General features: G+C 67.2%; 20 protein-coding genes. 6 read left to right on the forward strand and 14 right to left on the reverse strand.

What is annotated here, in order from left to right:
- Positions 1-224: 224 nt before the first annotated feature.
- The 5 genes from B133_RS0120400 to B133_RS0120420 form a co-directional block, all read right to left on the reverse strand.
- Positions 225-1,460, reverse strand: a complete 1,236-nt coding sequence (locus B133_RS0120400; RefSeq protein WP_018603668.1) for an NAD(P)/FAD-dependent oxidoreductase — start codon at positions 1,458-1,460, stop codon at positions 225-227.
- Complete coding sequence (locus B133_RS0120405) at positions 1,457-2,842, reverse strand: FAD-dependent oxidoreductase (RefSeq protein ID WP_018603669.1); 1,386 nt, start codon at positions 2,840-2,842, stop codon at positions 1,457-1,459. The genes B133_RS0120400 and B133_RS0120405 overlap by 4 nt, the downstream gene beginning before the upstream one ends.
- A complete protein-coding gene (locus B133_RS0120410; protein WP_018603670.1) occupies positions 2,839-4,263 on the reverse strand; it encodes an FGGY family carbohydrate kinase in 1,425 nt (474 codons plus the stop codon). Before B133_RS0120410 ends, B133_RS0120405 begins: the two co-directional genes overlap by 4 nt.
- Positions 4,263-5,750 (reverse strand): amino acid permease, encoded by a 1,488-nt coding sequence (locus B133_RS0120415; RefSeq protein WP_026256686.1) that lies wholly within the window; start codon positions 5,748-5,750, stop codon positions 4,263-4,265. The genes B133_RS0120410 and B133_RS0120415 overlap by 1 nt, the downstream gene beginning before the upstream one ends.
- Before the next feature lie 85 nt (positions 5,751-5,835).
- The gene (locus B133_RS0120420) at positions 5,836-6,612 is read right to left on the reverse strand and encodes a DeoR/GlpR family DNA-binding transcription regulator (RefSeq protein WP_018603672.1); all 777 of its coding nucleotides are present in this window, start codon (positions 6,610-6,612) and stop codon (positions 5,836-5,838) included.
- 180 nt (positions 6,613-6,792) lie between these two features.
- On the opposite strand from B133_RS0120420, the gene B133_RS0120425 reads away from it, so the two are divergent.
- Genes B133_RS0120425 through B133_RS0120435 form a run of 3 tightly spaced genes read left to right on the forward strand, consistent with a single transcriptional unit; the run spans position 6,793 to position 10,825 of the window.
- Positions 6,793-8,121, forward strand: coding sequence for an MFS transporter (locus B133_RS0120425; RefSeq protein WP_018603673.1), 1,329 nt, complete (start codon positions 6,793-6,795; stop codon positions 8,119-8,121).
- The gene (locus B133_RS0120430; protein WP_018603674.1) at positions 8,118-8,864 is read left to right on the forward strand and encodes a 3-hydroxybutyrate dehydrogenase; all 747 of its coding nucleotides are present in this window, start codon (positions 8,118-8,120) and stop codon (positions 8,862-8,864) included. Before B133_RS0120425 ends, B133_RS0120430 begins: the two co-directional genes overlap by 4 nt.
- 23 nt (positions 8,865-8,887) lie before the next feature.
- Complete coding sequence (locus B133_RS0120435; RefSeq protein ID WP_018603675.1) at positions 8,888-10,825, forward strand: acetoacetate--CoA ligase; 1,938 nt, start codon at positions 8,888-8,890, stop codon at positions 10,823-10,825.
- On the opposite strand, the gene B133_RS0120440 is transcribed toward B133_RS0120435, so the two are convergent.
- Positions 10,806-12,080, reverse strand: coding sequence for a DUF222 domain-containing protein (locus B133_RS0120440; RefSeq protein WP_018603678.1), 1,275 nt, complete (start codon positions 12,078-12,080; stop codon positions 10,806-10,808). The two genes, B133_RS0120435 and B133_RS0120440, sit on opposite strands and share 20 nt — an antisense overlap.
- A gap of 38 nt (positions 12,081-12,118) precedes the next feature.
- Positions 12,119-13,273: a pyridoxal phosphate-dependent aminotransferase gene (locus B133_RS0120445; RefSeq protein ID WP_018603680.1), complete on the reverse strand. Its 1,155-nt coding sequence runs from the start codon at positions 13,271-13,273 to the stop codon at positions 12,119-12,121.
- Positions 13,274-13,373: 100 nt separating this feature from the next.
- Between B133_RS0120445 and B133_RS0120450 the strand changes: the two genes are divergently transcribed.
- The gene (locus tag B133_RS0120450) at positions 13,374-14,336 is read left to right on the forward strand and encodes a cation diffusion facilitator family transporter (RefSeq protein WP_018603681.1); all 963 of its coding nucleotides are present in this window, start codon (positions 13,374-13,376) and stop codon (positions 14,334-14,336) included.
- 18 nt (positions 14,337-14,354) lie between these two features.
- Positions 14,355-14,807 (forward strand): SRPBCC family protein, encoded by a 453-nt coding sequence (locus B133_RS0120455; RefSeq protein ID WP_018603682.1) that lies wholly within the window; start codon positions 14,355-14,357, stop codon positions 14,805-14,807.
- Here the strand turns inward: B133_RS0120455 and B133_RS0120460 are convergent.
- From B133_RS0120460 to B133_RS0120485, 6 genes are all read right to left on the reverse strand, one after another.
- Positions 14,804-17,005 (reverse strand): AAA family ATPase, encoded by a 2,202-nt coding sequence (locus tag B133_RS0120460; RefSeq protein WP_018603683.1) that lies wholly within the window; start codon positions 17,003-17,005, stop codon positions 14,804-14,806. The two genes, B133_RS0120455 and B133_RS0120460, sit on opposite strands and share 4 nt — an antisense overlap.
- Entirely contained in the window at positions 17,002-17,862 is an 861-nt protein-coding gene (gene pssA, locus B133_RS0120465; RefSeq protein WP_018603684.1) for a CDP-diacylglycerol--serine O-phosphatidyltransferase, read from the reverse strand. Before pssA ends, B133_RS0120460 begins: the two co-directional genes overlap by 4 nt.
- Positions 17,863-17,875: 13 nt before the next feature.
- Entirely contained in the window at positions 17,876-18,574 is a 699-nt protein-coding gene (locus B133_RS0120470; protein WP_026256687.1) for a phosphatidylserine decarboxylase, read from the reverse strand.
- A 24-nt stretch (positions 18,575-18,598) separates the two neighbouring features.
- Positions 18,599-19,786, reverse strand: a complete 1,188-nt coding sequence (gene glp / locus B133_RS0120475; RefSeq protein ID WP_018603689.1) for a gephyrin-like molybdotransferase Glp — start codon at positions 19,784-19,786, stop codon at positions 18,599-18,601.
- A 23-nt stretch (positions 19,787-19,809) separates the two neighbouring features.
- Positions 19,810-21,171: a threonine/serine exporter ThrE family protein gene (locus tag B133_RS23065; RefSeq protein ID WP_018603691.1), complete on the reverse strand. Its 1,362-nt coding sequence runs from the start codon at positions 21,169-21,171 to the stop codon at positions 19,810-19,812.
- A 97-nt stretch (positions 21,172-21,268) separates the two neighbouring features.
- Positions 21,269-22,192 (reverse strand): SDR family NAD(P)-dependent oxidoreductase, encoded by a 924-nt coding sequence (locus tag B133_RS0120485; RefSeq protein ID WP_018603693.1) that lies wholly within the window; start codon positions 22,190-22,192, stop codon positions 21,269-21,271.
- Positions 22,193-22,286: 94 nt separating this feature from the next.
- Here B133_RS0120485 and B133_RS0120490 point away from each other — a divergent pair, with 94 nt between their 5' ends.
- Positions 22,287-23,102 carry an HAD-IIA family hydrolase gene (locus B133_RS0120490; RefSeq protein WP_018603695.1) on the forward strand — a complete coding sequence of 272 codons (816 nt, stop codon included), beginning with the start codon at positions 22,287-22,289 and terminating at the stop codon, positions 23,100-23,102.
- Between the two features lie 11 nt (positions 23,103-23,113).
- On the opposite strand, the gene B133_RS0120495 is transcribed toward B133_RS0120490, so the two are convergent.
- Entirely contained in the window at positions 23,114-24,820 is a 1,707-nt protein-coding gene (locus tag B133_RS0120495) for a DEAD/DEAH box helicase (protein WP_018603696.1), read from the reverse strand.
- Positions 24,821-24,964 lie beyond the last annotated feature (144 nt).

Below are 24,964 nucleotides of genomic sequence, written 5' to 3' on the forward strand. Positions count from 1 at the left end.
TCGGGGCGGTTTCCGGGGTCGCCGTCCGTTGTCCGATGCCAAGCATCAGCTGAGCCGCACCTAAGAAATTATCAGGTAAGGCTAACCAGATGTGGGCTACGTTTCTGATGTTCGGTATTGATTGATTGATCAAATAAATGAGTGGCGAACTATGGCGCGCCGAAGGCAAGGTTGCGTTCCTCGCCGGCGCCGCACGGGACAGGGACGACGAGGTTCAACGGAGTTCACAACGACAGGGTGACGGTTCCGCCCCGGGGGTCAGCTGACTGCAGGATGCTCGACGGGACCCGGAACACCCGTCCTGGCGATGCCGGCCAGGGCAGCGTCTTACGGCCGATCACCCGGCCATCTTGGCGGGCAACCACTTTGGGAACACGCACGAACGCATCGGTCCACAGCAGCAGCCGTCCACGCGCCGGTGCGGGGTCGCCGGGGCGCAGCAAGGTGGGCGCGACCCAGCGCAGCGGTGCATCGGCTTGGATGCGGATGGCCTCCTGCGACGGTCGGTGGCCGTCGAGGTAGTGGCGCACCTGGGCGGCCACGTGGCGGCCGTCGAGCGCCGCGATATCGGCGGTGTCGACCGGATGCAGCAGGTTACCGATCGCGAAGACACCGTCGCGGCTGGTGCGCAGGGCGGTGTCGACGACGGGACCCAGCGTGCCGGCGTCGATGTCCAAACCGCCGGAGCGGGCCAGCTCGTGGTCGGGAATCCAGTCGCCGGTGAAAACCACGGTGTCGCAATCGATCACCCGACGATCACCGGTGTCGATGTTCTCGATCTCCACACCCCGCACCACGGGCTTGCCGATGATGCGGGTGATCCGCGTGCGGGTGGTGATGTCGACGCCAAGCAGGGGAGTCCGACCGGCGAGGTTGAACACCGCATACGACTCGGGCGTGGGGTACTCGGTGGTCATCAGCGCGGTTTGGCAACCGGCATGTTTGAGGGTGAGCACCGCGGAGTAGCTGACCAGTTCGGCGCCGACCACCACTGCGCGGCGACCGACCTTGCCGTGCTTGAGGTGAACGACGTTCTGCAGGTGACCGGTGGTGTACACGCCGCTCGGCCGGTCGCCCGGGATCATCCGCGCCGGGCGGGGACGTTCACGGGCCCCGGTGGCCAGGATGACCGCGCGCGCGTCGAGGCGTTCCCTACCGACCGGCGAGGTGATGTCCAGCGACCGGTCGCCGGCCCAGCCGGTGACCATGGTGTTGGTGCGAATCGTGGCCCCGGCGGCGGTCGCGTTTGCCACCAGTCGGCGCGCGTAGGCCGGTCCGCTGATGAACGTCTTCATGTCGCGCATACCGTAGCCGGGATGATCGCTGTGCCGGGGAATGCCGCCGGCCGCTGATTCCCGTTCCAGCACTACGACATTGAGCGATGTGTCGCGGGCGAGTGCGGCGGCCGCAGTAAGTCCGGCGGGGCCGCCGCCGATGATCGCGACGTCGGTGGTGCTCATGCGTTTTGCTCCTGTTGCTTCTCGAAAATGGTCTGCACTTCGGCGCCGCAGAAGAACGCCTGGCAGCGACCGTTCATGACGCGGGTACGGCGGCGCAGCCCGTCCAGTCCGGCGGGCGGGACGACGGAGTGGCACGCGTCGCGCAACTCTCCCTCGGTGACGCGTTCGCAGAAGCAGACGATCCGCCCGTATGCCGGGTCGGCTGCGATTCTCTCGGTCTGCTGATAGGGCCGGGGGAAGGCCTCACCGAGATTGGGCATCTCGGGCGGATCCGGCAGGGTCGGCCTTGGGGTCAGCTCCATCCCTGCTGAGATCAGTTGGTCGCGAACATGTTCGGCGATGGCCATGCCCGCGGTCAGGCCCGTGGAGCGAATGCCGCCGACCAGTAGATAGTGCTGGTGCGGGTCGGCCTCGATCAGATAGTCGCCGTGGTCGATGGCGGCGCGCAGCCCTGCGTAGGTGGCGGTGACCTCCTCGTCGAGCAGCCGCGGCATCAGGGCACGGCCCTTCTCCAAAAGGAATTCGAAACCGCTCTCCGAGGTTCCGGTTGCGGTGCGGTCCTGCAGGTCCTCGGAGGTGGGCCCGAGCATGACGTTGCCGTAGATGGTGGGACTGATGAGCACGCCCTTGCCGCGGGCCGTGGGCACCGGCAGCACGATCTTGTCGACGAGCGGGCGGGCCAGCTTGTCGTACACGATCAGCTCGCCGCGGCGAGGTGTGACGGTGAACCGCGAGTGGCCGAACAGGCCGTCGATCACGTCGGCGCCCAATCCCGCGGCGTTGACCACCCAGCGCGCGGTGAGGGGGCCGGCGCTGGTGTGCAGGGTCGTGCCGTCGGGTGTGACGTCAACCCGTTCCACGCGGTGGCTGCGCAGTAGCGTGGCACCCCGGTTGACCGCGTCGGTCGCAAGCGCGAGGTTGACCGTCCACGTGCATATGATGGATTCGTCGGGCACCGTCAGACCGCCCAGCGCACCCGGCCCGAGGTTCGGGACCGCTGTGTAAACCGCTGCGGCGTCCACGATTTCGCACTTGTCGTAGCCATTGGCCACGGCCTTGTCCCGCAGACCGGGGAGCGCCTCGAGCTGCTCGGAATCCCATGCCACCAGGATGGCGCCGGTGTGCTCGACCGGGATGCCGGTGTGCTTGGCATACTCGGAGAGCAGTTGGTAGCCGCGGCTGACCATGGCCGATTCCAGCGTGCCGGGTTTGGCGTCGAACCCGGTGTGCAGGATCGCGGTGTTGGCCTTGCTGGTGCCGTCGCCCACATCGTCGCGGGCTTCCAGCAGGGCGACGGACAGTTGGTATCCAGACAGCTCCCGTGCGATCGCCGATCCGACGATGCCGGCGCCGATGATCACGACGTCGTAGGCGGTGTTCATGAGGTCTCCTGGGAATAGGTGGTGGCTGCCAGTTCGCGCCATTCGGAACGGAATTCGTCGGCACGGGCCGGTTGCCAACTGGGTTCGTAGCTCGCCGACGGGGTCCATGACGTGACCACTTCCGACACCGTCCCGCCGGGCTGCAGGCTGAGCGCGGCCAGTGCCGCGGCACCGAGCGCGGTGGCATGGGCCGACGGGTAGACGTCCACGGGCACCTGCAGAATGTCGGCGACTGCCTGCATCAGCACCTTGGACTGGGTGAGCCCGCCGTCGGCCCGCAGCCTGGTCAACGGATTGGAGTCGGTGGCGATGGCCGAGGCAAGTTCGGCCACCTGCGCGGCGATGCCCTGCAGCACCGCCAATACGATGTGACCGCGGCCGGTCGACAACGACATGCCTGAGATCGTCGCGGTGGCTGCCGATTTCCACCATGGCGCGGCGAGGCCGGCCAGGGCGGGTACACACAGCACCCCGTTGGCGTCGGCCGTGGCAACCGAGTCCATCTCCTCCGCACCGCCGATGATGCCCAGCGAGGACAGCCACTTGACCGCCGACGCCGCGGTGTAGACCTGCCCGTCAACGCAGAAGGTGTCCTGGTCGCCAATTCGCCAGGCCACCGATGAGGTCAGCCCGGCCGTGGAGTGCACCGGGGTGTCGCCGGTGTTGGCGAGCAGGAAAGCGCCGGTTCCGAAGGTGCACTTGGCCATTCCCGGTTCGAGACAGCCTTCGGCGAGCAGCGCCGCCTGCTGGTCGACCACGACGCCACCGACGGGCATCTCGCTGCCGAATGCCGTTGTGGTACCGATGACCTCGTCGTTGCCCACGATGGCGGGCAGCTGCTCGCTTTCGAGACCGAAGAGCCCGAGCAGCTCGCGGCTCCAGTTCCGCGCGCCCAGCTCGACGACCAACGACCGGCTGGCGGTGGTTGCGTCGGTGACGAAGGCACCGGTCAGCTGGTGCAGTAGCCAGGTGTCCGATGTGGTGACGACGCCGCCGGTTTCGACGTGGCGGCGCAGCCAGGCCATCTTCGGTGCCGAAAAATACGAGTCGAGCACCAATCCTGTTCGAGCGGCGAATAATTCACGGTGTTCACGCAACGCCGCGCACAGCGGTTCGGCGCGGCGGTCCTGCCAGACGATCGCGGCGGTCAGCGGGCGTCCGGTGTCCGGGTCCCACGCCAACACAGTTTCTCCCTGGTTGGCCAACGACACCGCGTCGATCGGGCAGCCCGCCTGTTGGACCGCTGCATGGCCGGCGTCGAGTACCGACTCCAGCAGCTCGCCGGGGTCTTGTTCGACGCCACCGCCGTCGAGGTAGCGCGGGTGCACCGGGACCTCGGCCAGCCCGACCACACCGTCGGAGCCGTCGACGACGATGGCCTTCGTTCCCGATGTGCCTTGATCGATTGCCAGGACGGTCATTACGACGCATCCTCGAATTCGGCGTCGATCGAGGACATCTCGGGCATCTTCAGGCCGTGCCTGCCGCGCGTGACGAGCAGGTAGCACAGGTAGAGCGCGCCGAGCGCCACCATGACCACCGCATACAGCCAAGGATCCCGGAACGAGGCATCGCGGAACAGGGAAAGCACGAATACCAGCCACACCACGGCCACCACCAGAACCGGTGTCTCCCAGCGGCCCAGGGTGAACCCCTTGCTCGGCGGCAGCTTGCGCCGGGTCGCGATGTACAGCGCCACCGTGATGGCGTAGATGATGGCGGGCAGCAGAGTGGCTGCCGAGAACAGCTTGAACAGGGCGTCGGTGCTCGTGGAGAACAGGCCGAGGATGACTGCAGAGATCGCGGTCATCGTCATGGTGGCGTTGAGCGGCGTCTTGAACCGCGGCGAGATCTTGTGCAGCACCTGCCAACCGGGGAACCGCTGATCCCGCGACATCGCCCACACCAGCCGGACCCCGCTCATCAGGATGACCAGACCGCACGCGAAGATTGCGATGGCCACCAGCACCAGCAGCGCGGTGCCCACGAACGATCCGAGGATGTCCCGGATGACGTCGGCGATGGGAGTGCCAGACTGGGCCAGCGTGGTCGGATCGTTCACCGCGGCCGTCACCACCAGTAGGAACAGGAAACCCAGCACACCCGACGCCAGCACGGCTTGCCACATGGCGCGGGGAACGACGATTTCCGGCTTCTTGGTCTCCTCGGCGAGGTTGGCCGCGGATTCGAAGCCCACGATGGTGAACGCGCCCAGTAGGAAGCCCAGCATCCACGGCCCGGCCGACGTGGCGGTACCGAAGCTCCAGTACCCGTCGGCCGGAATGTCGCCGCGGGAGAACAGGTTTCCGACCGAGAGCTTGTGGGCGATCACCCCGACGATGAACAGCAGTACCACGAGCGCCACCATGCCGATCAGTTCGGCGGTGACGGCGAAGTTGTTGACCCGCTCGGTCCACTTCGTCGACAGGCCGACCAGCAGCCCCTGTAGCACGAGGATCCCGGCGGTGATCAAGAAGGCGGTGGCGGGAGTGCCGGTGAAATCGAACAAGGCGGGCACCACGGTGGCGGCCACTGTGTAGTCCACGGCCACCACCACGATGGCCAGGAACGTGAACGAGATCCACCCGGTGATCCAGCCCAGTACGGGGTTGGCCAGCCGCGACACCCATTGGTAGGCGTAGCCGGTGACGGGGATGCGTGCCGCCAGGGACCCGATCAGCAGCGCGACGGCCAGCTGGCCGACGACCACGATGGGCCAGGTCCAGATCCCCATCGGCCCGGAGCTGGTGAGCACGCTGCCGTAGGTGGTGAAGATGCCGGTGGCGATCGAGACGAAGGCGAATGCCACCGCGAAGGATGCGAACCGGCCCGTCGATCGTTCGAGGGTCTCGGTGTAACCGAATTCGGTCACCCTGCTGTCGCCGGGTGGTGTGGAAGAATCTGTCATCGGATCGGGCTTTCTGACTGGAATTGACTGTTTCGGGACAAGGGCTCGGTCCGCGGGCGGCGCTGCAACGCCGCCCGCACCCATTTCAGGCACCAGGGCCTGCGGTGAGAACGACACCTCCCGTCTCCTCTATGGCTGCTGCAACAGCCGGTGCGGTGTTCTGATCGGTGATGAGGCCGTCGACGGCGGCGAGCTCGCACACTCGGTAGGGCGCGACCAGCCCGAGCTTCGACGAGTCGGCGAGGATGTAGCTCGACGCGCTGTTGGCGATGATGGTCCGCCGGACGTCGATCTCGTCGAGATGGAAGTCGGTGAGCCCGGCCGTGGCGTCGACTCCACCCGAACCGAGCAGCGCGATGTCGGCGAAGACGTCGGCGAAGAAAGCCTTGGTGTGGGCGTTGGAGCAGGCCAGATCGCCCGCGCGGACCTTCCCGCCGGCCAGCAGCACGTCGATTCCGGGCCGGTCGGCGAGCTCGACGGCAACCGGCAGCGACGGGGTGATCACCGTTCCGGTGAAGCCGCGCGGGATGGCCTGAGCGACGGCGACGGCAGTGGTGCCGATGTCGAGGATGACGGTCTGCCCGTTCTTGAGCAGCCCGACGGCAGTGCGCGCCAGTTGCGCCTTGGCCTCGTGCCGGATGATCGACCGCTCGGTGAACGACGGCTCGATCACCCTCCTCTCGGTGACTGCGGCGGCTCCGCCGTGGACGCGTCGCACGGCGCCACGCTCCTCGAGGAAGGCCAGGTCACGACGGATCGTCTCGGCGGAGACGCCCAGCCGACGGACCAGCTCGTCGGTACTCACGGCCTGAGCGGTGCCGACCGCCTCGATGATGGCCTCATGCCGTTCAACCGGCAGCACGATCGACCACTTCTGTGTGGTTTTGACCGTTCATGACGATAATTGTGGAGTGTTGCGTGGCTCACGTCAACCCATGGCGAGGTTGACTACGGGCAGAGCGTCCCGCAGGAATACTGACGAAGAACTGTAAGCACGGCCACAATTTGAAGAGTCAATGATCCACGTCACGAGGAGTCGCCGATGAGCGCGCCTATTCCGACCGGATTGCGACGTGTCGTCGTCGCGTCGATGGCCGGCACGGTGGTCGAGTGGTACGAGTTCTTTCTCTACGGAACCGCCGCCACTCTCGTCTTCAACAAGGTGTTCTTCGCCCAGGGCGGCAACGATCTCGACGCCATCCTGGCCGCGTTCATCACCTACGCAGTCGGCTTCATCGCGCGGCCGCTAGGCGGCATCGTCTTCGGTCACTACGGCGACAAATACGGCCGCAAGAAACTGCTGCAGTTCAGCCTGCTGCTCGTAGGTGCGTCGACTTTCTTGATGGGCTGCCTGCCGACGTACGGCCAGATCGGCTATCTCGCCCCGGCCCTGCTGGTGATCCTGCGGTTCGTGCAGGGCTTTGCGGTCGGTGGGGAATGGGGTGGTGCGGTGCTGCTGGTCGCCGAGCACAGTCCCAGCCGCACCCGCGGGTTCTGGGCGAGCTGGCCGCAGGCCGGCGTGCCTGTCGGCAACATTCTGGCGACCATCGTGCTGCTGGTGCTCTACGGCGGGTTGTCGGCCGCGGACTTCCTGTCGTGGGGCTGGCGCGTGGCGTTCTGGCTGTCGGCCGTCGTGGTGCTGATCGGCTACTACATTCGCACCAAGGTCTCCGACGCCCCCATCTTCATTGCGGCGCAACAGGAAGCCGAGCAGATCAAGGAGAGTTCGTTCAGCGCCGTCGAGGTGCTCAAGCGGTACCCGCGCGGTGTGCTGATCGCGATGGGGCTGCGCTTCGGCGAGAACATCATGTACTACCTGGTGGTCACCTTCTCCATCACCTATCTCAAGGAACAGGTGCACTCCGATACCAGCGACATCCTGTGGTGGCTGCTCATCGCGCACATGGCCCATCTGGCGGCGATCCCGACGGTCGGTCGGCTCTCGGACCGGTACGGGCGGCGGCCGGTGTACTTCGTCGGGGCCGCCGCAGCGGTTTGCTGGGGCTTCATCGCCTACCCCATGATGGACACCGGCAAGTATTTGCCGGTGGTCGCGGCGGTCACACTCGGGCTGGTGATCCATGCGTTCATGTACGCGCCGCAACCGGCGATCATGGCTGAGATGTTCCCGACGCGGATGCGTTATTCCGGGGTGTCTCTTGGCTATCAGGTGACTTCCATCGTGGCCGGGTCGTTGGCGCCGATCATCGCGGTCTGGCTGCTGCGCCAATACGACTCCTGGGTGCCGATCGCGGGGTACCTGGCCGGGGCCTCGCTGATCACCTTGATTTCGGTGGTGTTCGCGCGGGAGACCAAGGGGATCGACCTGGTCGAGATCGATGCTGCTGACGCAGAGCGGACACTGGCATGACCGATCTAAGCGGACGTACAGCGCTGGTCACCGGTGCGGCGAGCGGGATCGGCGCGGCATGCGTGCGGGCATTGGCCGCGCGCGGTGCGACCGTCACGGTGGCCGACATCGACGCCGCCGGGGCCGCCGCCGTGGCCGCGGAGGTCGGTGGAAAGTCTTGGGTGGTGGACCTTCTCGACGTCAGAGTGCTCGAAACCCTGCGGTTGGACTTTGACATCCTGGTCAACAACGCCGGAGTCCAGAGCATCAACCCGATCGACGCGTTTCCGCCGGAGAAGTTCCGGACGCTGCTCGTCCTGATGGTCGAAGCGCCGTTCCTGCTCATCCGGGCCGCGTTGCCGCACATGTACGCGACCGGTTTCGGACGGATCATCAACATCTCCTCGGTGCACGGGCTGCGTGCGTCGGAATACAAGGCCGGATACGTCACCGCCAAGCACGCATTGGAGGGCCTGTCAAAGGTGACCGCGCTGGAAGGCGGTCCGCACGGTGTCACCAGCAACTGCGTCAACCCCGGATATGTGCGGACCCCGCTGGTCGCCAAACAGATCGCCGACCAGGCGCGCATCCACGGTATCCCCGAGGACGAGGTGGTGGCCAAGGTGCTGCTGAAGGAGAGCGCGATCAAGCAACTGGTCGAGCCCGAAGAGGTTGGCTCGTTGGTAAGTTGGCTCGCGTCGCCGGACGCCAGGATGGTGACCGGGGCGTCGTACACCATGGACGGTGGTTGGACGGCACGATGAGCACCGCGGACGCGAGGAGCAAAATGAGCACCGCGCCTCAATGGGAGCCGACGCCGGCCGACATCGACTCCGCGCAAGTCACGTTCTTCGCACGATTCGTGGCGGCGCGGGCAGGCCGCGAACTGGCCGATTACCACGATCTGTGGCAGTGGTCGGTCGATGAACCCGCAGACTTCTGGGGTGCGCTGTGGGACTACTTCGACCTCGGTGAGCGGCCCGCCGAGGTGCTCACAGGTGAGACGATGCCGGGGGCGCGCTGGTTCGGCGGGGCCCGGCTCAACTACGTCGACCAGATTCTCCGCAACGCCCGCACCGACCGTCCCGTGATCCTGACGGTCGCCGAGGGCGGTGCCGTCACCGAGCTGTCCTGGTCCGAATTGCTGGCGCGCACCGCGACTTTCGCGAACACCCTGCGCTCGCTGGGGGTGCTGCCGGGGGACCGGGTAGCCGGCTACCTGCCGAACATCGCCGAGGCCATCATCGCGTTTCTCGCCACCGCGAGCATCGGGGCGATCTGGAGTGCGTGCGGGCAGGACTACACCGCGAAGGCTGCGCTGGACCGGCTCGGCCAGCTGGAGCCGACGGTCCTGGTGACCGCGGACGGTTATCGGTTCGGCGGCAAGGACCACGACAAGTCCGCTGATATCGTCGCGCTGCGAGCCGGGCTGCCGACGCTCAAGGCGGCCGTGCTGGTCGCGCGGCTGGGTTCGGCCCGGAGTGACTGGGTCGATTGGGAGTCGGCTAGTGCGCCTGGCGACGCCGAGCTGGCCACCATCGCAGTCGATTTCGATCACCCACTGTGGATCCTGTACTCGTCCGGGACCACGGGGCTGCCCAAGGGTATCGTCCACGGGCACGGCGGCGTTCTGGTGGAGCACCTCAAAGCCGTTGCATTGCAGAGTAATATCGGCCGCGACGACACGTTCTTCTGGTACACCAGCCCCAGCTGGATGATGTGGAACTTCCAGGTGGCCGGCTTGCTGGTGGGGGCCACCATTGTCTGTTACGACGGCAGCCCGACCTATCCGCAGGCCGACGCACTGTGGAGTATCGCGGCCACGATCGGTGCCACGGTTCTCGGCACCAGCCCCGGTTATGTGCTCGCCTGCGCGAAAGCCGGGTCGGTTCCCCGCAAGCAGCACGACCTGTCGGCGCTGCGAGCTGTCGGTATCACCGGCTCCTCGTTGCCGCCGTCGTCGGGACTGTGGCTGCGGGACAACGTCGGTGAGCGAGTCCAAGTGAACTCGATCAGTGGCGGCACCGATGTGGTGTCGGCGTTCATCGGCGGCGTTCCGACCGTTCCGGTATGGCCGGGAGAGTTGTCTGCGCCGTTCCTCGGCGTCGCGCTCGACGCCTGGGACGAGGCGGGCAATCCCGTGCGCGGCGAGGTGGGCGAACTGGTGATCACCAAACCGATGCCGTCCATGCCACTCTTCTTTTGGAATGATTCCGACGGATCCCGTTATCGCGAAGCCTATTTCGAGATGTTCCCCGGTGTGTGGCGGCACGGCGACTGGATCACCATCACAGATCACGGCAGCATCGTGGTGCACGGCCGCTCAGACTCGACTCTGAACCGGCACGGTATCCGGATGGGTAGTGCCGACATCTACCAGTCCGTCGAACGACTGCCGGAGATCGTCGAGGCCTTGGTGATCGGCGCCGAGCAACCCGACGGCGGCTATTGGATGCCGTTGTTCGTGGTGCTGGCCGACGGGGTCGAACTCACAGACGAGTTGCGTGACCGCATCAAGCAGACCATCCGCACCGAGGTGTCACCCCGCCACGTGCCCGACGAGATCATCGTCGCCCCAGGCGTTCCGCACACCCGGACCGGAAAGAAGCTCGAGGTGCCGATCAAGAAGCTGTTCCAGGGCGCCGATCCCGTCAAGGTCGTCGAGCGCAGCGCCGTGGACAACCCGGATCTGCTGGATTGGTATGTCACGCAGCGTCGAACGTGACCACGTCGATACTCAATTGGCCCTCGATCACGCTCACCGTTCTCACCGGCGGTCCCGGTAGCGGCGGGGCGGTCGACCGGTAGACCGCCCCGGTCGGAGTCACGAACTCAGCGCCGTGCACGCCGTCGATCTCACTCGTGGTGACCGACCAGCCGGGTGCTTCCTTGGCGTAGTTGCACGCTTCGCACGCGCCGAGCCCATTGCGCGCGCTCGTCGGACCACCTTGGTGTTTCGGCACCGCATGGTCGTGATGGCGAATCGGCGCATCGCAGTAGGGAGTCCGGCAGGTCTGGTCCCTCAGGTCGAGTAGTGCCGCCAAGCCTTTCGGGAAAAGTCGTGCTTGCGACTCCATCGCGACCAACTGTCCGCTTCGGGGATGCCGATACAGGCGTCGCAGGGTCGCCTTCACCTGGGCGGCGGCGTCGCTGATCAAGGCACGCGCGAAACCCGCGGGGACGGGCCCGTAGCCGCCGACCCATGCGGGGGCGTGGTCGTCACCGGCCAAGGTGGTATCCGCCATCACCAGGTTCAGCGCGATCGGCACAGGTTGTGCTGCCGGCCTGCCGGTAACCCGTTCGAACACTGTGTCCGCCATGATCTGTCCGCGTGAGCGTTCGTCGAATGTGGTGTCGGCGGCGCGCTTCAAGGCCGCATACACCGCGACCCCCTGGTGGACCGGCAGCAGCACGGTCACGTACGTCATCGTGTCCGGTGCCGGCCTGATCGTCACACACCGGTCTTCGGCGGCCTTGGCCGAACGCTCGACGACCGCAGCGACATCCAGATTCGCGGCGATCTTTTTGGCCTCGGCGGTGATCCGCGAATTACCCCAACCCTCCAGGCGGGACACGTCTGCGCATAGCTCGGCGTCCAACCGGCGTCGGTGTTCGATGCTCAGACAGGCCGATTCGCGCACGATCAGGGTGGCCCGCCATTCCGACAACGCGCCGCACTCCAAAGCTGCCAGGGTGTATGGCATTTCGTGGACGAGGGCCTGGGCCATGCCCAGATGGGTGCCGCCGCAGACGGGAGCATCGTGGCGTGCCAACGCCACCTCACTGGCCAACCCGCGGCCCCGCCGCTTGGCCGGCACACCGGCGACAGCCTCGGCGGCGCGACGTTTGGCGGCCCACAACGCGGTTGCCCGCGCCTGCGCGGCGGCTGCGGCCGACTTCAGCCGTTCGAAGGTCTCGACCTGGGCGCGCAGCTCATTTTCGCTGGCGGCGAGATCGACTTCGAACAAACTTTCGAACACAATTCGATGCTACTCGAGGCTGCCGACAACTTCTGGGCTCAGCTCCGCACCCACGGCCCGATCCGGCGCAGCGCCTCTTCGATGTCGCTTGTCGGTCCGGCGAACGACAGCCGGACGTAGGAACCGCCCCGGGTGGTGTCGAAGTCGATGCCGGGTGTGATCGCAACCCCGGTGTCGGCCAACAACTTTGAGCAGAAGAACAACGAGTCGTCGGTGAGGTCGCTGACATCGGCGTACACGTAGAACGCGCCGTCGGTCGGTGCCAGCCGGTCGATCCCGATGGCGCGCAGTCCATCGAGGAGCAGCCCGCGATTGTCGGCGTAGTGGGCCAGTAGCCCGTCGGCCTCGGCGAGTGACTCGGGCGTGAACGCCGCCACCGCGGCATGTTGAGCGAGCGCGGGCGGGCAGATGTTGAGATTGCCGGTGAGGCAGTCCACCGCGCGGCGGAGTTCCTCGGGCACCAGCAGCCAGCCCAGCCGCCAGCCGGTCATCGCGAAGTACTTCGAAAAGCTGTTGACCACCACGGCATCTCGGGAGGTCTCCCAGGCGCAGCTGGTCGCGGGCGCATCGTCGTAGACCAGGCCGTGGTACACCTCGTCACTGATCAGCCGCACGCCCGAGTCCTCGCACCACGTGGCGATCGCGGCGAGCTCAGCGGGTGCGATAACGGTCCCCGTAGGATTCGCGGGGCTGGCCACGATCACACCGGCGACCGCCGGATCCAACTCTTCGAGCATGGAAACCGTGGGCTGGAACCGGGTCTCCGGGCCGCACGGAATCTCGACGACTTCGCAGCCGAGCGCGGTGAGGATGTTGCGGTAACACGGGTACCCGGGGCTGGCGATCGCCACCCGATCCCCGACGTCGAAACACGCGAGGAACGTCAGCAGGAATCCGCCGGACGATCCGGTGGTGAGCACGACGTCGTCGACGCCGAGGTCGAGGCCGTACTTGCGGTACGACGCGGCGATCTGGGCACGCAATTCCGGGATCCCCAGCGCGACGGTGTAGCCCAGCCGGTTGCCATGGATCGCCGCAACAGCGGCCTCGCGCACCGCGGTCGGCGGCCCCGCGCTGGGCTGACCGGCCGACAGGTTGACCAGGTCACCATGGGTGCGCTGACGTTCGGCGGCGGCCAGCCACACGTCCATCACGTGGAACGGCGGGATACCTGCGCGCAATGAGACATCCATCTCAGCCAGGCTAGAACATCGCCATCGTCGAGCGCCTCTGGTCCCACCGCCTGGTGCCCGACATCTGCTGAGGGCTCGGTCGGACCCTAAGGTTCAAGGCATGAGTGACTCCGGCGACGAAAGTTTTCTGACCGTCGTCGTCGCGCTCGGCGCCAACGCATTGATCGCCGTCGCCAAGACCCTGGCCGCGGTGGTCACCGGGAGCGCTTCGATGCTGGCAGAGTCCGCTCACTCGTGGGCGGATACCGGCAACGAAGTGTTTTTGCTGATCGGCACCCGCAAGTCGAACAAACCTGCCGACGCCGAACACCGGCTCGGTTACGGCAGGGCCGGCTACATCTGGTCGATGTTCGCGGCCTTCGGGTTGTTCACCGTGGGTGCCGTGGTGTCGATCTGGCACGGGATCCAGTCGCTGAGCGAGGAAGCCGCGGCCACGTCGTACGGCTGGGCGTACGCGGTGCTGGCGGTGTCCTTCGTATTGGAGGGAACCTCGTTCCTGCAGGCGCTTTCACAGACCCGCTCGGGCGCGGTGCAGCGGCGGATCCATCCGCTGCGCTACATTCGGGTGACATCCAACCCCATGCTGCGCGCGGTCTTCGCCGAGGATCTGTCGGCCCTGATCGGCATCGTGATCGCGACGAGCGGCATCCTGGCCCATCAGCTCACGGGGAATGCGCTGTGGGACGCGATCGGCTCCATCCTGGTCGGTCTGCTGCTCGGCTGCGTCGCACTGTTCCTCATCGGACGCAACATGGACTTCCTCACCGGCGAGGCGGTCACCCCACTTGCCCGCAACAATGTGCTGCGTGCGCTGCGGGACCATCGCGACGTCGAACGGATCAGCTACCTGCATATGGAGTGGGTCGGTGCTGATCGCATCTACCTTGTCGCCGCGGTCGACCTGGTCGGTGACGCCGCCGAATCCAATGTTGCCGCTCGGCTCAGCACCATCGTCGACGCGCTGCAGGCCCGCCCGGAGATCGTGCGGGCAGTGCTGACCCTCACCCGGCCGGGCGACACCACTGACCTGCTGCCCGGTGAGCTGCCTGACTGGTACCGCTGAGTCAGGTTGAATTGGGGTGTGGCCGAAACCAATCCTCAGATCGTCAGCGCCAGCCGGGAGATCGCTGCCCCGGCGGCGACCATCTTCGAACTGATCGCCGACCCCGCCCAACAACCACGCTGGGACGGCAACGACAACCTGGTGCAGGCCGAGGCCGGGCAGCGGGTGCATGCGGTAGGGGACGTGTTCACCATGACCCTCACGACGGGCGGTGTGCGCGAGAACCACATCGTGGAATTCGAGGAGGGTCGACGGATCGCGTGGCGGCCGTCGGAGGTCGGCGCCGAGCCGCCGGGGCACCTGTGGCGCTGGGAACTCACGCCGCTTGACGACGGGCATACCAACGTCACCCACACTTACGACTGGACAGCGCTGACCGACCAGAAGCGGTTGGTGCGGGCCCGCGCCACCACGGCGGACAAGCTGCTGGGCTCGATCGACCGGCTCGCCGCCATCGCCGCGGAGGGCTAGCGCCCGGCTGCGAATTCCCGCAGCGACTCCACCTGCCCGGCATCCAATGACGGGCGAACGGTTTCGCGGGCCGCCGCGACGTCCGCGGCGGTGACGTCGGCTGCGTCGATCGAGCGTCGCATCGCCGTCAGCGCCGCCTCCCGCAGCAGCGCCGAGCAGTCGGCGGCACTGTAACCGTCCAACTCGGTGGCGAGCGCGTCCAGATCGACGTCGGTGGCCAGCGGAATGGATCTGCCTGCGGTACGCAGGATTTCGCGGCGGGCATCGACGTCGGGCGGTTCGACGAATACCAGCCGCTCGAGCCGGCCCGGCCGCAGCAATGCGGGGTCGATGAGGTCGGGCCGGTTGGTCGCACCGAGCACGATGACGTCGCGCAGTGGATCGATACCGTCGAGCTCGGTCAGTAGCGCGGCCACCACGCGGTCGGTCACTCCGGAATCCACACTCTGTCCCCGCCGTGGTGCCAGCGCGTCGATCTCGTCGAGGAACACCAGCGACGGCGCAGAATTGCGGGCCCGGGCGAACAGTTCGCGGACGGCCTTCTCCGACGAGCCGACCCATTTGTCCATCAGCTCAGCACCTTTGACGGCATGCACCGATAGCCGGCCCGAGCTGGCCAGTGCCCGCACCAAAAACGTCTTGCCGCAGCCCGGCGGGCCGTACAGGAGTACGCCGCGCGGCGGCTGCACACCCAGCCGCGCGAAGGTGTCGGGATGCTGCAGCGGCCACAGCACCGCTTCGGTCAGGGCCTGTTTGGTTTCGACCATGTCGCCGACGTCGTCGAGGGCGATCGATCCGACCGAGACCTCCTCGGACGCCGACCGTGACAACGGCCGGATCACCGTGAGCGCCCCAGCCAGATCCTCTTGTCCCAGCACCGGTTCCGCGCCGTCCGCGCTGGCCCGTGCCGCGGCCCGCAGTGCCCCCTCACGCACCACGGCGGCCAGGTCGGCGACCACGAAACCCGGTGTGCGGTCGGCGATCTCGTCGAGATTCAAATCGGCGGACGGCACGCCGCGCAGCAGCACCTCCAGCAGGGCCTTGCGGGTCGCGGCGTCGGGCAGGCTCAACCCGAGCTCACGGTCGCACAGGTCGGGTTCGCGCAACCGCGGGTCGACGGACTCCGGCCGGGCCGAGGTGGCGATGAACGCCACCCCGCGGGTGGCCACGGCGTTGCGCAGCTCGGTGAGGATCAGGGTGGCCACCGGATCGGCCGGCCGATCGGTGCTGGCCGGCAGCAACGCGTCGACGTCGGTGATCAACAGCACGCCGCCGCCGTCGCGCACGGCCTGCACCGCGGCCGCCACGCGCTTGAGCCGGTCCTCGGCGTGCAGCGCACCAACCTCGGGTCCGTCCAACTCGACCAGCCGCCGGGATACGCACACCACTCGGACCATGGTGGCTTTGCCGACCCCGGCGGGTCCGGACACCAGGACACCGAGATTGGCCGTGGCGCCCAGGGTTTCGAGCAGCTTGGGTTCATCGAGAGAAAGCTTGAGCCACTCGGCCAGCTTGGCCGCCTGGATGTGCTTGCCCTTCAGGTCGTCGAAGCTGACCGCCGCTTTGCCCTGCGCGGGGCTGACGGTGTGCCGGCCTGCCGACTCGGGGGCCGCTGTGGCACCGCCAACCGGCGCCGTGGCGAGCCCATCACCCCACGACACCACTGAATTCGGTTGCACGCTCACCGGTCCGGAAGGGTCCACCCCGGTCACAGTCAGCAGTTCGGAGGTCCAGGTGATGCCCACCGAGGAGGCCAGCGCGCCGGTGGCTGCCGACGTCGACGTGCCAGGACCGAGGTCGCGGGGCAACAGCGACACCGTGTCACCGACCGTCATCACCTTGCCCAGCAAGGCCATCCGCAGGGTGGCCGACGAGATCGACTGGGTGGCCAGCTTCGACCCGGACACCGTCACCGAGCGGGCCCCGTACACCGTCACCGGGGACACCATCACGGTGGCGTCTTCGCGCAGCCCGGCGTTGGACAGCGTGACGTCGTCGAGCAGCGCGGTGCCGGTTGGGGTGCCGACCGGGGCGATCCCGGCCACCGCCGCGGTGGTGCGCGAACCGGTCAGCGATACCGCGTCCCACTCGCGCAGTCCGAGCGCGGCAAGGACTTCGGGGTGTAACCGCACCACGCCGCGGCGGGCGTCGAGCGCGGAGGTGTTCAGCCGGGCGGTCAGCTGTAGGTGGCTGGTCACCTCGGGGGCTTCCGCAGCCCTAGACGTGCCATCGAGCGCCGGTGCGGTTGGGCCCGGCGGATGGCCCGCCGCTGAGCGCGGCGCTGCCGAGGCTTGTCGTCCCATGATTCCGGATGGGCGGCCACCCAGTGTTTGGTGCGTACCGCAAACGGGATGTGGATCACGTAAGCCACGATGATCACCAGGATCACGATGTAGCCGTAGAACACCGAGGCCGCCACCCCGATCGCCACCAGTACCAGCAACGGCGCGACCATGTTCGGCGGCACCGTGAAGGTGTGCACCTTGCGCATCGGAATGCGACTCACGACCAGCAGTGAGACGCCGATCATCCAGACGATCACCACCCACTCCGCGGCGACGCTGTCCCACCAGGCGCCCGGGAACTGCATCTTGGCCGCCAGCGGGCCGATCGCGCCGATCGCGCCGGCCGGGGCGGGCATGCCGACGAAGTACTCCTTTTCATAGGCGGGCTGGTCCACGTCGAGCAGTGCGTTGAACCGCGCCAGCCGCAGCACTATGCACACCGCGTACAACAGCACGACGATCCAGCCCTGTTGGGAGTGCGACAGCAGCGTCGCGTACACGATGAACGCCGGTGCCACACCGAAGTTCACCGCGTCGGCCAGCGAGTCGATCTCCTCGCCCATCTTGGAGGTGGCCTTGAGCATGCGAGCCACCCGACCGTCGAGGGCGTCGAGGATCGCCGCGGCCGCCAAGAAGGCCATGGCCTGTGTCGGCAGACCGTCCAGGGCCATCTTGACCGAGGTCATGCCCAGGCAGATGGCCGCGACGGTCAGGGTGCTCGGCAGCATCCGGACCGGCCTCGCCGGCGATTTGATACGGGCTCTGATCATGACAAACCCGCGATCACGCCAGCTCCGCCAATACGGTTTCCCCGGCCAACGCCCGCTGGCCCTGGCTGACAAGCAGTTTCGATCCCGCGGGCAGGTAGGTGTCCAGGCGTGAGCCGAACCGGATCAGCCCGTAGGTTTCGCCGATGGCGAGTTTGTCGCCGACCCGCGCATCGCACACGATCCGGCGGGCGATGAGACCGGCGATCTGCACCGCGATCACCTGGACCCCGTCGGGCGTGCGGATGACGACGCTGTTGCGCTCGTTGTCTTCGCTGGCGGCCTCCATTTCCGCGGAGTGGAACCGTCCCGGGCGGTGCTGCACGGCCACCACCTCACCGCCGATGGGGGCGCGCTGCACATGTGCGTCGAGCACCGACAGGAAGATGCTGACCCTCGGTAGCGGGGTTTCCGGCAAACCCAACTCGGCCGGTGGCACGGCGTCCTGGATCAGGCACACCAGCCCGTCGGCCGGTGAGACCACCACACCCGGCCGGGTCGGTGGCACCCGGGGCGGATGCCGGAAGAAGGCGGCATTCGCGCCGGCGGCGAGCAGCCCGGCACGCCGTATCCAGCGGTGATTGCGTCCGATCGCGGCGACCGCGAGGCTCGCGCCGACGAACGGCAGACCCGCGGAATGCATGGGCGGAACGCTGGATCGCACCAGCGCCGCAAGGCGTTCTGGACCGGATTGGAGGTCGGGGCGTCTGGCCATCGGGAGGATTCTACGTGCGCCGGGTTATCTGAGGTCCCAGACCGGAACCGGTGCTCCGGCGGCCAGTTCGGTGACGTCCTCGTCGATCTCCACCAGACAGTTCGCCGAGGCCAGCCAACGCAGGTGGTGTGACCCCGGAGGCCCGTAGCTGGTCACGGTATCGCCGGTCAGCACACCACGGCGGAACTGCCGTTTTCCGCGCGGCGAGGTCAGATCCTCACTGAGGAACGCGGCGCGTCGCGGTCGGTCCGGCCTGGGATGGCCCATCGCCGCGCGCAGCGGGCCGCGGATGAACACCTCGAAGGACACCAGGGCGCTCACCGGGTTGCCGGGCAACGTGACGATAGGGGTGCCGTCGACCGAGCCCGAGCCCTGCGGCATGCCGGGCTGCATGGCCACCTTCACGAACTCGACCTGTTCGGACAGAGCATCTTTGACCACCTCGTAAGCCCCGGCGCTCACTCCGCCCGTGGTGATGATCAGATCGACCTCGGCGGCATGCGCGGCCAGGGTGGCGCGGAACGTCTCGACGTCGTCGACGGACATCGGTGCGACGGTCACCTCGGCACCGGCGTCGCGGACCGCCGCAGCCAGCATCACCGCGTTCGATTCGTAGATCTGGCCGGGCAGCAGCGGGATGCCGGGCGCCACCAGCTCGGTACCGGTCGACATCACCAAGACCCGCTGCCGCGGAACCACGGGGAGGTTGGGCAGCCCCAGTGCGGCGGCCAGACCGAGTGCCGCGGGGGTGACCGCCTGCCCGGCCTGCAGGACTGTGGCGCCCGCCATGACGTCCTCACCGGCGATGCGGATGTGCTGCCCGGGCCGCACCGAGGCCCGGATGGTCACAGTGTCGGTGGCACCGTCGGTGGCCTCCACCGGGACCACCGCGGTGGCGCCGGCCGGCACCGGGGCGCCGGTCATGATCCGGTGCGCGGCACCGGGTTTGAGCGTCAGCGGATCGGTACGCCCGGCCGGGATGTCCTCGGCGACCGGCAGCCGCACCGGGTGCTCGGCGGTGGCACCGACCAGGTCGGTGGCGACGACGGCGTAGCCGTCCATGGCCGAGTTGTCGAACCCGGGCAGCGACAGCGGCGCGACGACACTGGCGGCCAACACCAAACCCAGCGTGTCCGCGAGTGGTAGTTGTTGTGGCACACGGGTTTTGAACAGACCGGCGATGGTGCTCTGATGTTCTTCGACGGTGCGCACGGGTAACACGATACTTTCGTCGCCTACGGCCGCGCCCGAGCCTGGTGATGGAATCGCCGTCGACGGACCTTCAGCGAGCTCCATTCACCGAGAGAGACACCCGCCGCGAGCGCAGTGCTGATCGCCAACGCCCCCAAGACCGAGGAGAATCCCACGTAAGTCTGCTCGTTCAGAATCGCGTAGATGCCGTGGAGCAGGGACAGGCCCGGCAGCAGCGGAGTGATACCCGAAATCGACACGAGCAGCGGTGGGGCGAGATGGCGGCGCTCCATCAGTTGCCCGACCAGGCCGACCGGAACCGCGGCGATGAACGACGATGTCACGGGACCCAATCCCATGCTCAGCCCGATTAGATAACCGACGATGGCGGTGGCGCCGCCGAACGCCGCGGCCACCGCTGCCTTGCGTTCGGCGTAGCAGGCCAGGGCGAACGCTGCCGCACTGGCCGCGCCGAATGCCACCCGCACGGGCATTTCGGCCAGCGCGGGCGGTGCGGTCGCGCCCATGTCGATGGCCGGCGCCCCGAACCGGTTGGCGAGGTGTAGGACCAAGGCCACCCCGGCGATCGTCGCGGCGGTCAGCATGAGCAACTCGAAGAAGCGGCCCGCGGCGGTCACAGGTGCACCGGCGATGACGTCGCCGACCGAGCCCACCAGCGACAGGCCGGCGAGGATCACCACCAGGCCGGCCGCGATGGCCACAGTCGGTTCGAACGGCACGCCTTTCTTGAGGCACAGCCAGAAGATCACCAGCGGTGGCGCGGTCGCGATCACCCCGCCGATCGCGTACTGGAAGAAGAACGGGAGACCCTGCTTGTTCAGGTGGCGGTTGACGCGGTCGATCAACATGGTGCTCAACGCACTGACCAGACATACCAGCAGGCTGCCGCCCAAGGTTCCCGCGGTCGCGAATGCCAGTGCGCCCCACGCGAGGGTCGCGACCCAGCGCTTGTAGGGATGCGGGGCGGTGATGATGGCGTCCAGCTCGGCGTGCGCATCCGCTGGGCTCAGCTTCTGCGCGGTGATGCGCCGGATCAGCCGGCCGAGCGCCGCCAGCCGACTGAAGTCCATGGACCTGGAGTGGACGATGTGCATCGAGCTGGCCGGCGGCAGCGTGGGCCCGCGGTACACCGCGATGTGTATCGCCGTGTTGATGACATCGACTTCGCAGTGCTCGATCCCGTACGCGGACACGACTTTGGTGACCTGGTGCCCAGTGGCAACCGCCGGTGTCCCCGACGCCATCAGGACCGATCCGAGGGTGCCAGCGAGGTCGAGCACCGCGCCGACGCGCGCATCGTAGAAATCGTCGGGTGCTTTCCGGTCGGGTTTGATCAGAGGGAAACTGTCGGTCGGTGCCTCGGTCTCCCGGACGATCCGGCTCAAGATTCTGCGTTGACGAGCCCGCCGCTGAGGCTGGCCCGCAGGATCACCGGTCAACGGCAAGAACTCCTTTTTGGTACATGTGGGTCGCCTGCCGGAGCTACACCGGGTAGCTCACGCCGGTCAGCTCCTCCGACACTGTCCACAACCGGCGCTGCAGGTCCACATCGTGCGACTGCTTGCTGGACTGGACGAGCTTCGGGTAGCCGCGCAGCTCGCGGAATCCGGACGGACCGTAGTACTGGCCGCCGCGCACCGCCGGATCGGTCGCCGCTCGCAGCGTGGCCAGGGCTCCCGTGAGTGCGCTGTTGGTGACCAGAGCCGTGAGTTGGCTGACACCCGGTAGCCCGGCGCCGGGAATGTGGCGCGTGAGTTCTGTGTCGGAGATCCCCGGGTGGGCGGCCACGGCGATGGTGGGCTCGTTCTTCGCGGCGAGCCGACGCTGCAGTTCGTAGGTGAACAGCAGATTCGACAGCTTGGACTGCCCGTAGGCGGCCACCCGGTTGTAGCTGTGTTCCCACTGCAGATCGTCGAAGTGGATAGCGGCCTGAATGCGGTGGGCAATGCTGGCAACTGCGACGACGCGCGAGCCGTCGACCGGCAGCAGATGGTCGAGCAGCAGCCCCGTCAGAGCGAACGCGCCCAGATGGTTGGTGCCGAACTGCAACTCGAAGCCGTCGACGGTGGTCTGCTTCGGCGGATACATCACGCCGGCGTTGTTGATCAGCAGATCGATACGCGGATATGCGGCCCGCAGTTCGTCGGCGGCAGTACGCACCGAGTCCAGCGAGCCCACGTCCAGCTGCTGCAGCTTGAGGTCGGCTTTCGGAGTCGACGCGGTGATACGGTCGACGGCTTCGCGGCCCTTGTCCAGGTTGCGCACCGCGATCACCACATGCGCGCCCTTGCCGGCCAGCACGCGCGCGGTCTCATACCCCAGGCCGGTGTTGGAGCCGGTGACGATGGCGATCCGGCCCGATTGGTCGCTGACGTCGGCCTCGGTCCACTTCGCGGTGGCGCTCATGGGTAAAACTCTACGGAGTATTCGGGCATGCTCGACGTATCGATCGCATGACGCTTCTGATCCAGAACATCCGCCGAGCGTTTATTGTCGCTGCATGGCGATCGGTGGCGTGCTTTTCGACATCGACGGCGTGCTCGTCACGTCGTGGCAGCCGATTGCCGGGGCTGCCGAAACACTGCAGGTGCTCAGCGACCATCAGATAGCCCGGTCCTATCTGACGAATACCACCACCCGTACCCGCGCGCAGATCGCCGAGTTGCTGGCCGGCGCGGGCATGGAGGTCGACGCCGGCGAGGTCATCACTGCCGCGGTCCTCACCGCCGACTACGTGCGTGACCGGTATCCCGATGCCCGATGTTTCCTGGTCAACAACGGACAGATCGACGAGGACATGCCCGGTGTCGACCTGGTGTATTCGAGTGAATTCACCGGGCCGCGAGCCCCCGAGACACCCGACGTGGTGTTGCTCGGCGGCGCCGGGCCGGAGTTCAGCCATCTGACGCTGAGCTGGGTCTACGACTGGATGGCCCAGGGTGTTCCGGTCGTCGCCATGCACCGCAGTACCTCGTGGAACACGGCCGACGGACTGCGGGTGGACACCGGCATGTATCTGATCGGCATGGAGGAGACCTCCGGCCGCAAGGCGATCGCGGTGGGCAAGCCCGCACCGGAAGGATTTCTCGCCGCGGCCAACCGGCTCGGCCTCGATCCCGAAGAGATGTGCATGATCGGCGACGACCTCAACAACGACGTACTGGCCGCACAGGTAGTCGGCATGACCGGGGTGCTGGTACGGACCGGCAAGTTCCGTCAGAACACGTTGGACCGTTGGGCTGCAGACGAATTCGCGATGCAGCCCAACCATGTCATCGACTCGGTGGCCGGCCTGCCGGAGCTGCTCGGGCTGTAAGAGCGCGCACGTCAGGCCTTGAGGGTGCGGACCGCCTCGATACGCTCCTTGAGCTGCTGCGTGGTCGCCGCGGCCACGGGCGGTCCACCGCAGATGCGGCGCAGCTCGTTGTGAATCCAGCCGTGCGGCTTGCCGGTGCGGTGGTGCGCGATGGTCACCAGCGCGTTCAGTTCCCGGCGCAGATCCCGCAATTGGCCATGCGTGGTGCGTGACGGCGGCGGGCCGCCCGCTGCCGCTGCTTCGGCTGTGCGCTTGGTGAGTTGCTCATCCTGCCTGCGGCGCAACAGGTCTCGCATCTGCTCGGCATCGAGCAGGCCGGGGATGCCGAGATAGTCGGCCTCTTCGTCGCTGCCGGCGGGCGTCGCCGTGCCGAAGGAGGAGCCGTCGAAGATGACCTGATCCAGCTCGGCGTCCGCGCCGAGGGACTCGAAGCCGTTCTCCAGTTCGTCCTTCTCGTCTTTGCGTTTCTCGGCGGCTTCCAATGCCTCGTCATCGAGCCCGTCGGACTCGCGGTGCGGCTTGCCCAGCACATGGTTGCGCTGGGCTTCCATCTCGCTGGCCAGCAGCAGCAGGTTGGGCACCGATGGCAGGAAGATGCTCGCGGTCTCGCCCGCACGGCGTGATCGCACGAACCGACCGATGGCTTGGGCGAAGAACAGCGGCGTCGACGCACTCGTCGCGTACACACCGACCGACAGGCGCGGCACGTCGACACCCTCCGACACCATGCGCACCGCGACCAGCCAGCGGCTGGTGCCTTCTGAGAACCGGCTGATGCGGTCCGACGCGCCCGGATCGTCGGAAAGCACCACGGTCGGAGCTTCGCCGGTGATCTTGGTGAGCAGGTCGGCGTAGGCGCGGGCCGTGGTCTGGTTGGTGGCGATGATCATGCCGCCGGCATCGGGCACGTGCCGGCGCTTCTGCTGCAACCGCGTGTCGGCCGCGGCGATGACGGCGGGCATCCATTCCCCGGCCGGGTTCAGCGCGGTCCGCCAGGCTCGCGCGGTCTGCTCGGCGGTCAGTGGTTCACCGAGGCGGGCCGCATGTTCCTCGCCGGCGCTGTCACGCCAGCGGGCCTCGCCGGAGTAGGCCAGGAACACCACGGGCCGCACCACGCCGTCGGTCAGCGCGTCGGAATAGCCGTACACGTGGTCGGCCTGGGAGCGCTGGAAACCACTCTCGTCGGGCTCGTAGGTGACGAACGGGATGGGGCTGTCGTCGCTGCGGAACGGGGTGCCGGTCAGGGCGACGCGTCGGCTGGCATCGCTGAAGGCCTCGCGCATCGCGTCGCCCCAGCTCTTCGAGTCACCGCCGTGGTGGATCTCGTCGAAGATCACCAGCGTCCTGCGATTCTCGGTGCGCACCCGGTGCCGAGTGGGGTGGCTGGCCACCTGGGCGTAGGTGACGACGACGCCGTGGTACTCGGACGAGGTCTGCGAGTCTGAGTTGCTGAACTTCGGGTCGAGGGCGATGCCGTTGCGCGCGGCCGACTGCGCCCACTGGATCTTGAGGTGTTCGGTGGGCACCACCACGGTGATCGCGTCGACCGTGCGGTCGCCCAGCAGCTCGGCCGCGATCCGCAGCGCAAACGTCGTCTTGCCTGCGCCGGGAGTGGCGACCATCAGATAGTCACGAGGTTTGCTGGTCAGATACCGCACCAGCGCCTTGCGCTGCCAGCCCCGAAGTGCCTGGGTGCTGGGCGCCGCATCAGCCCGCACCCGAGGACTCCTCTCAGTCGGAAAGCAGTCTAGGCCAGTGCGTTCCGTCGGCGCATATCCCCAGGAGCCGCGTCGGACGGCACGGTTCGGCACCTCGCAGCCAATCCACAGTTTTCCGGCATGTGGGGCCCAAATCTGCACACC

Source organism: Mycobacterium sp. 155 (assembly GCF_000373905.1).
Lineage (GTDB): Bacteria > Actinomycetota > Actinomycetes > Mycobacteriales > Mycobacteriaceae > Mycobacterium.

Coding starts and splice junctions, on each gene's coding strand:
- B133_RS0120445 (WP_018603680.1), bottom strand. CDS start 13,273: ATGGATGTCTCATTGCGCGCAGGTATCCCGCCGTTCCACGTGATGGAC.
- B133_RS0120400 (WP_018603668.1), bottom strand. CDS start 1,460: ATGAGCACCACCGACGTCGCGATCATCGGCGGCGGCCCCGCCGGACTT.
- B133_RS0120410 (WP_018603670.1), bottom strand. CDS start 4,263: ATGACCGTCCTGGCAATCGATCAAGGCACATCGGGAACGAAGGCCATC.
- B133_RS0120435 (WP_018603675.1), top strand. CDS start 8,888: ATGAGCACCGCGCCTCAATGGGAGCCGACGCCGGCCGACATCGACTCC.
- B133_RS0120485 (WP_018603693.1), bottom strand. CDS start 22,192: ATGAGCGCCACCGCGAAGTGGACCGAGGCCGACGTCAGCGACCAATCG.
- B133_RS0120425 (WP_018603673.1), top strand. CDS start 6,793: ATGAGCGCGCCTATTCCGACCGGATTGCGACGTGTCGTCGTCGCGTCG.
- B133_RS0120405 (WP_018603669.1), bottom strand. CDS start 2,842: ATGAACACCGCCTACGACGTCGTGATCATCGGCGCCGGCATCGTCGGA.
- B133_RS0120430 (WP_018603674.1), top strand. CDS start 8,118: ATGACCGATCTAAGCGGACGTACAGCGCTGGTCACCGGTGCGGCGAGC.
- B133_RS0120415 (WP_026256686.1), bottom strand. CDS start 5,750: ATGACAGATTCTTCCACACCACCCGGCGACAGCAGGGTGACCGAATTC.
- pssA (WP_018603684.1), bottom strand. CDS start 17,862: ATGATCAGAGCCCGTATCAAATCGCCGGCGAGGCCGGTCCGGATGCTG.
- B133_RS0120450 (WP_018603681.1), top strand. CDS start 13,374: ATGAGTGACTCCGGCGACGAAAGTTTTCTGACCGTCGTCGTCGCGCTC.
- B133_RS0120490 (WP_018603695.1), top strand. CDS start 22,287: ATGGCGATCGGTGGCGTGCTTTTCGACATCGACGGCGTGCTCGTCACG.
- B133_RS0120470 (WP_026256687.1), bottom strand. CDS start 18,574: ATGGCCAGACGCCCCGACCTCCAATCCGGTCCAGAACGCCTTGCGGCG.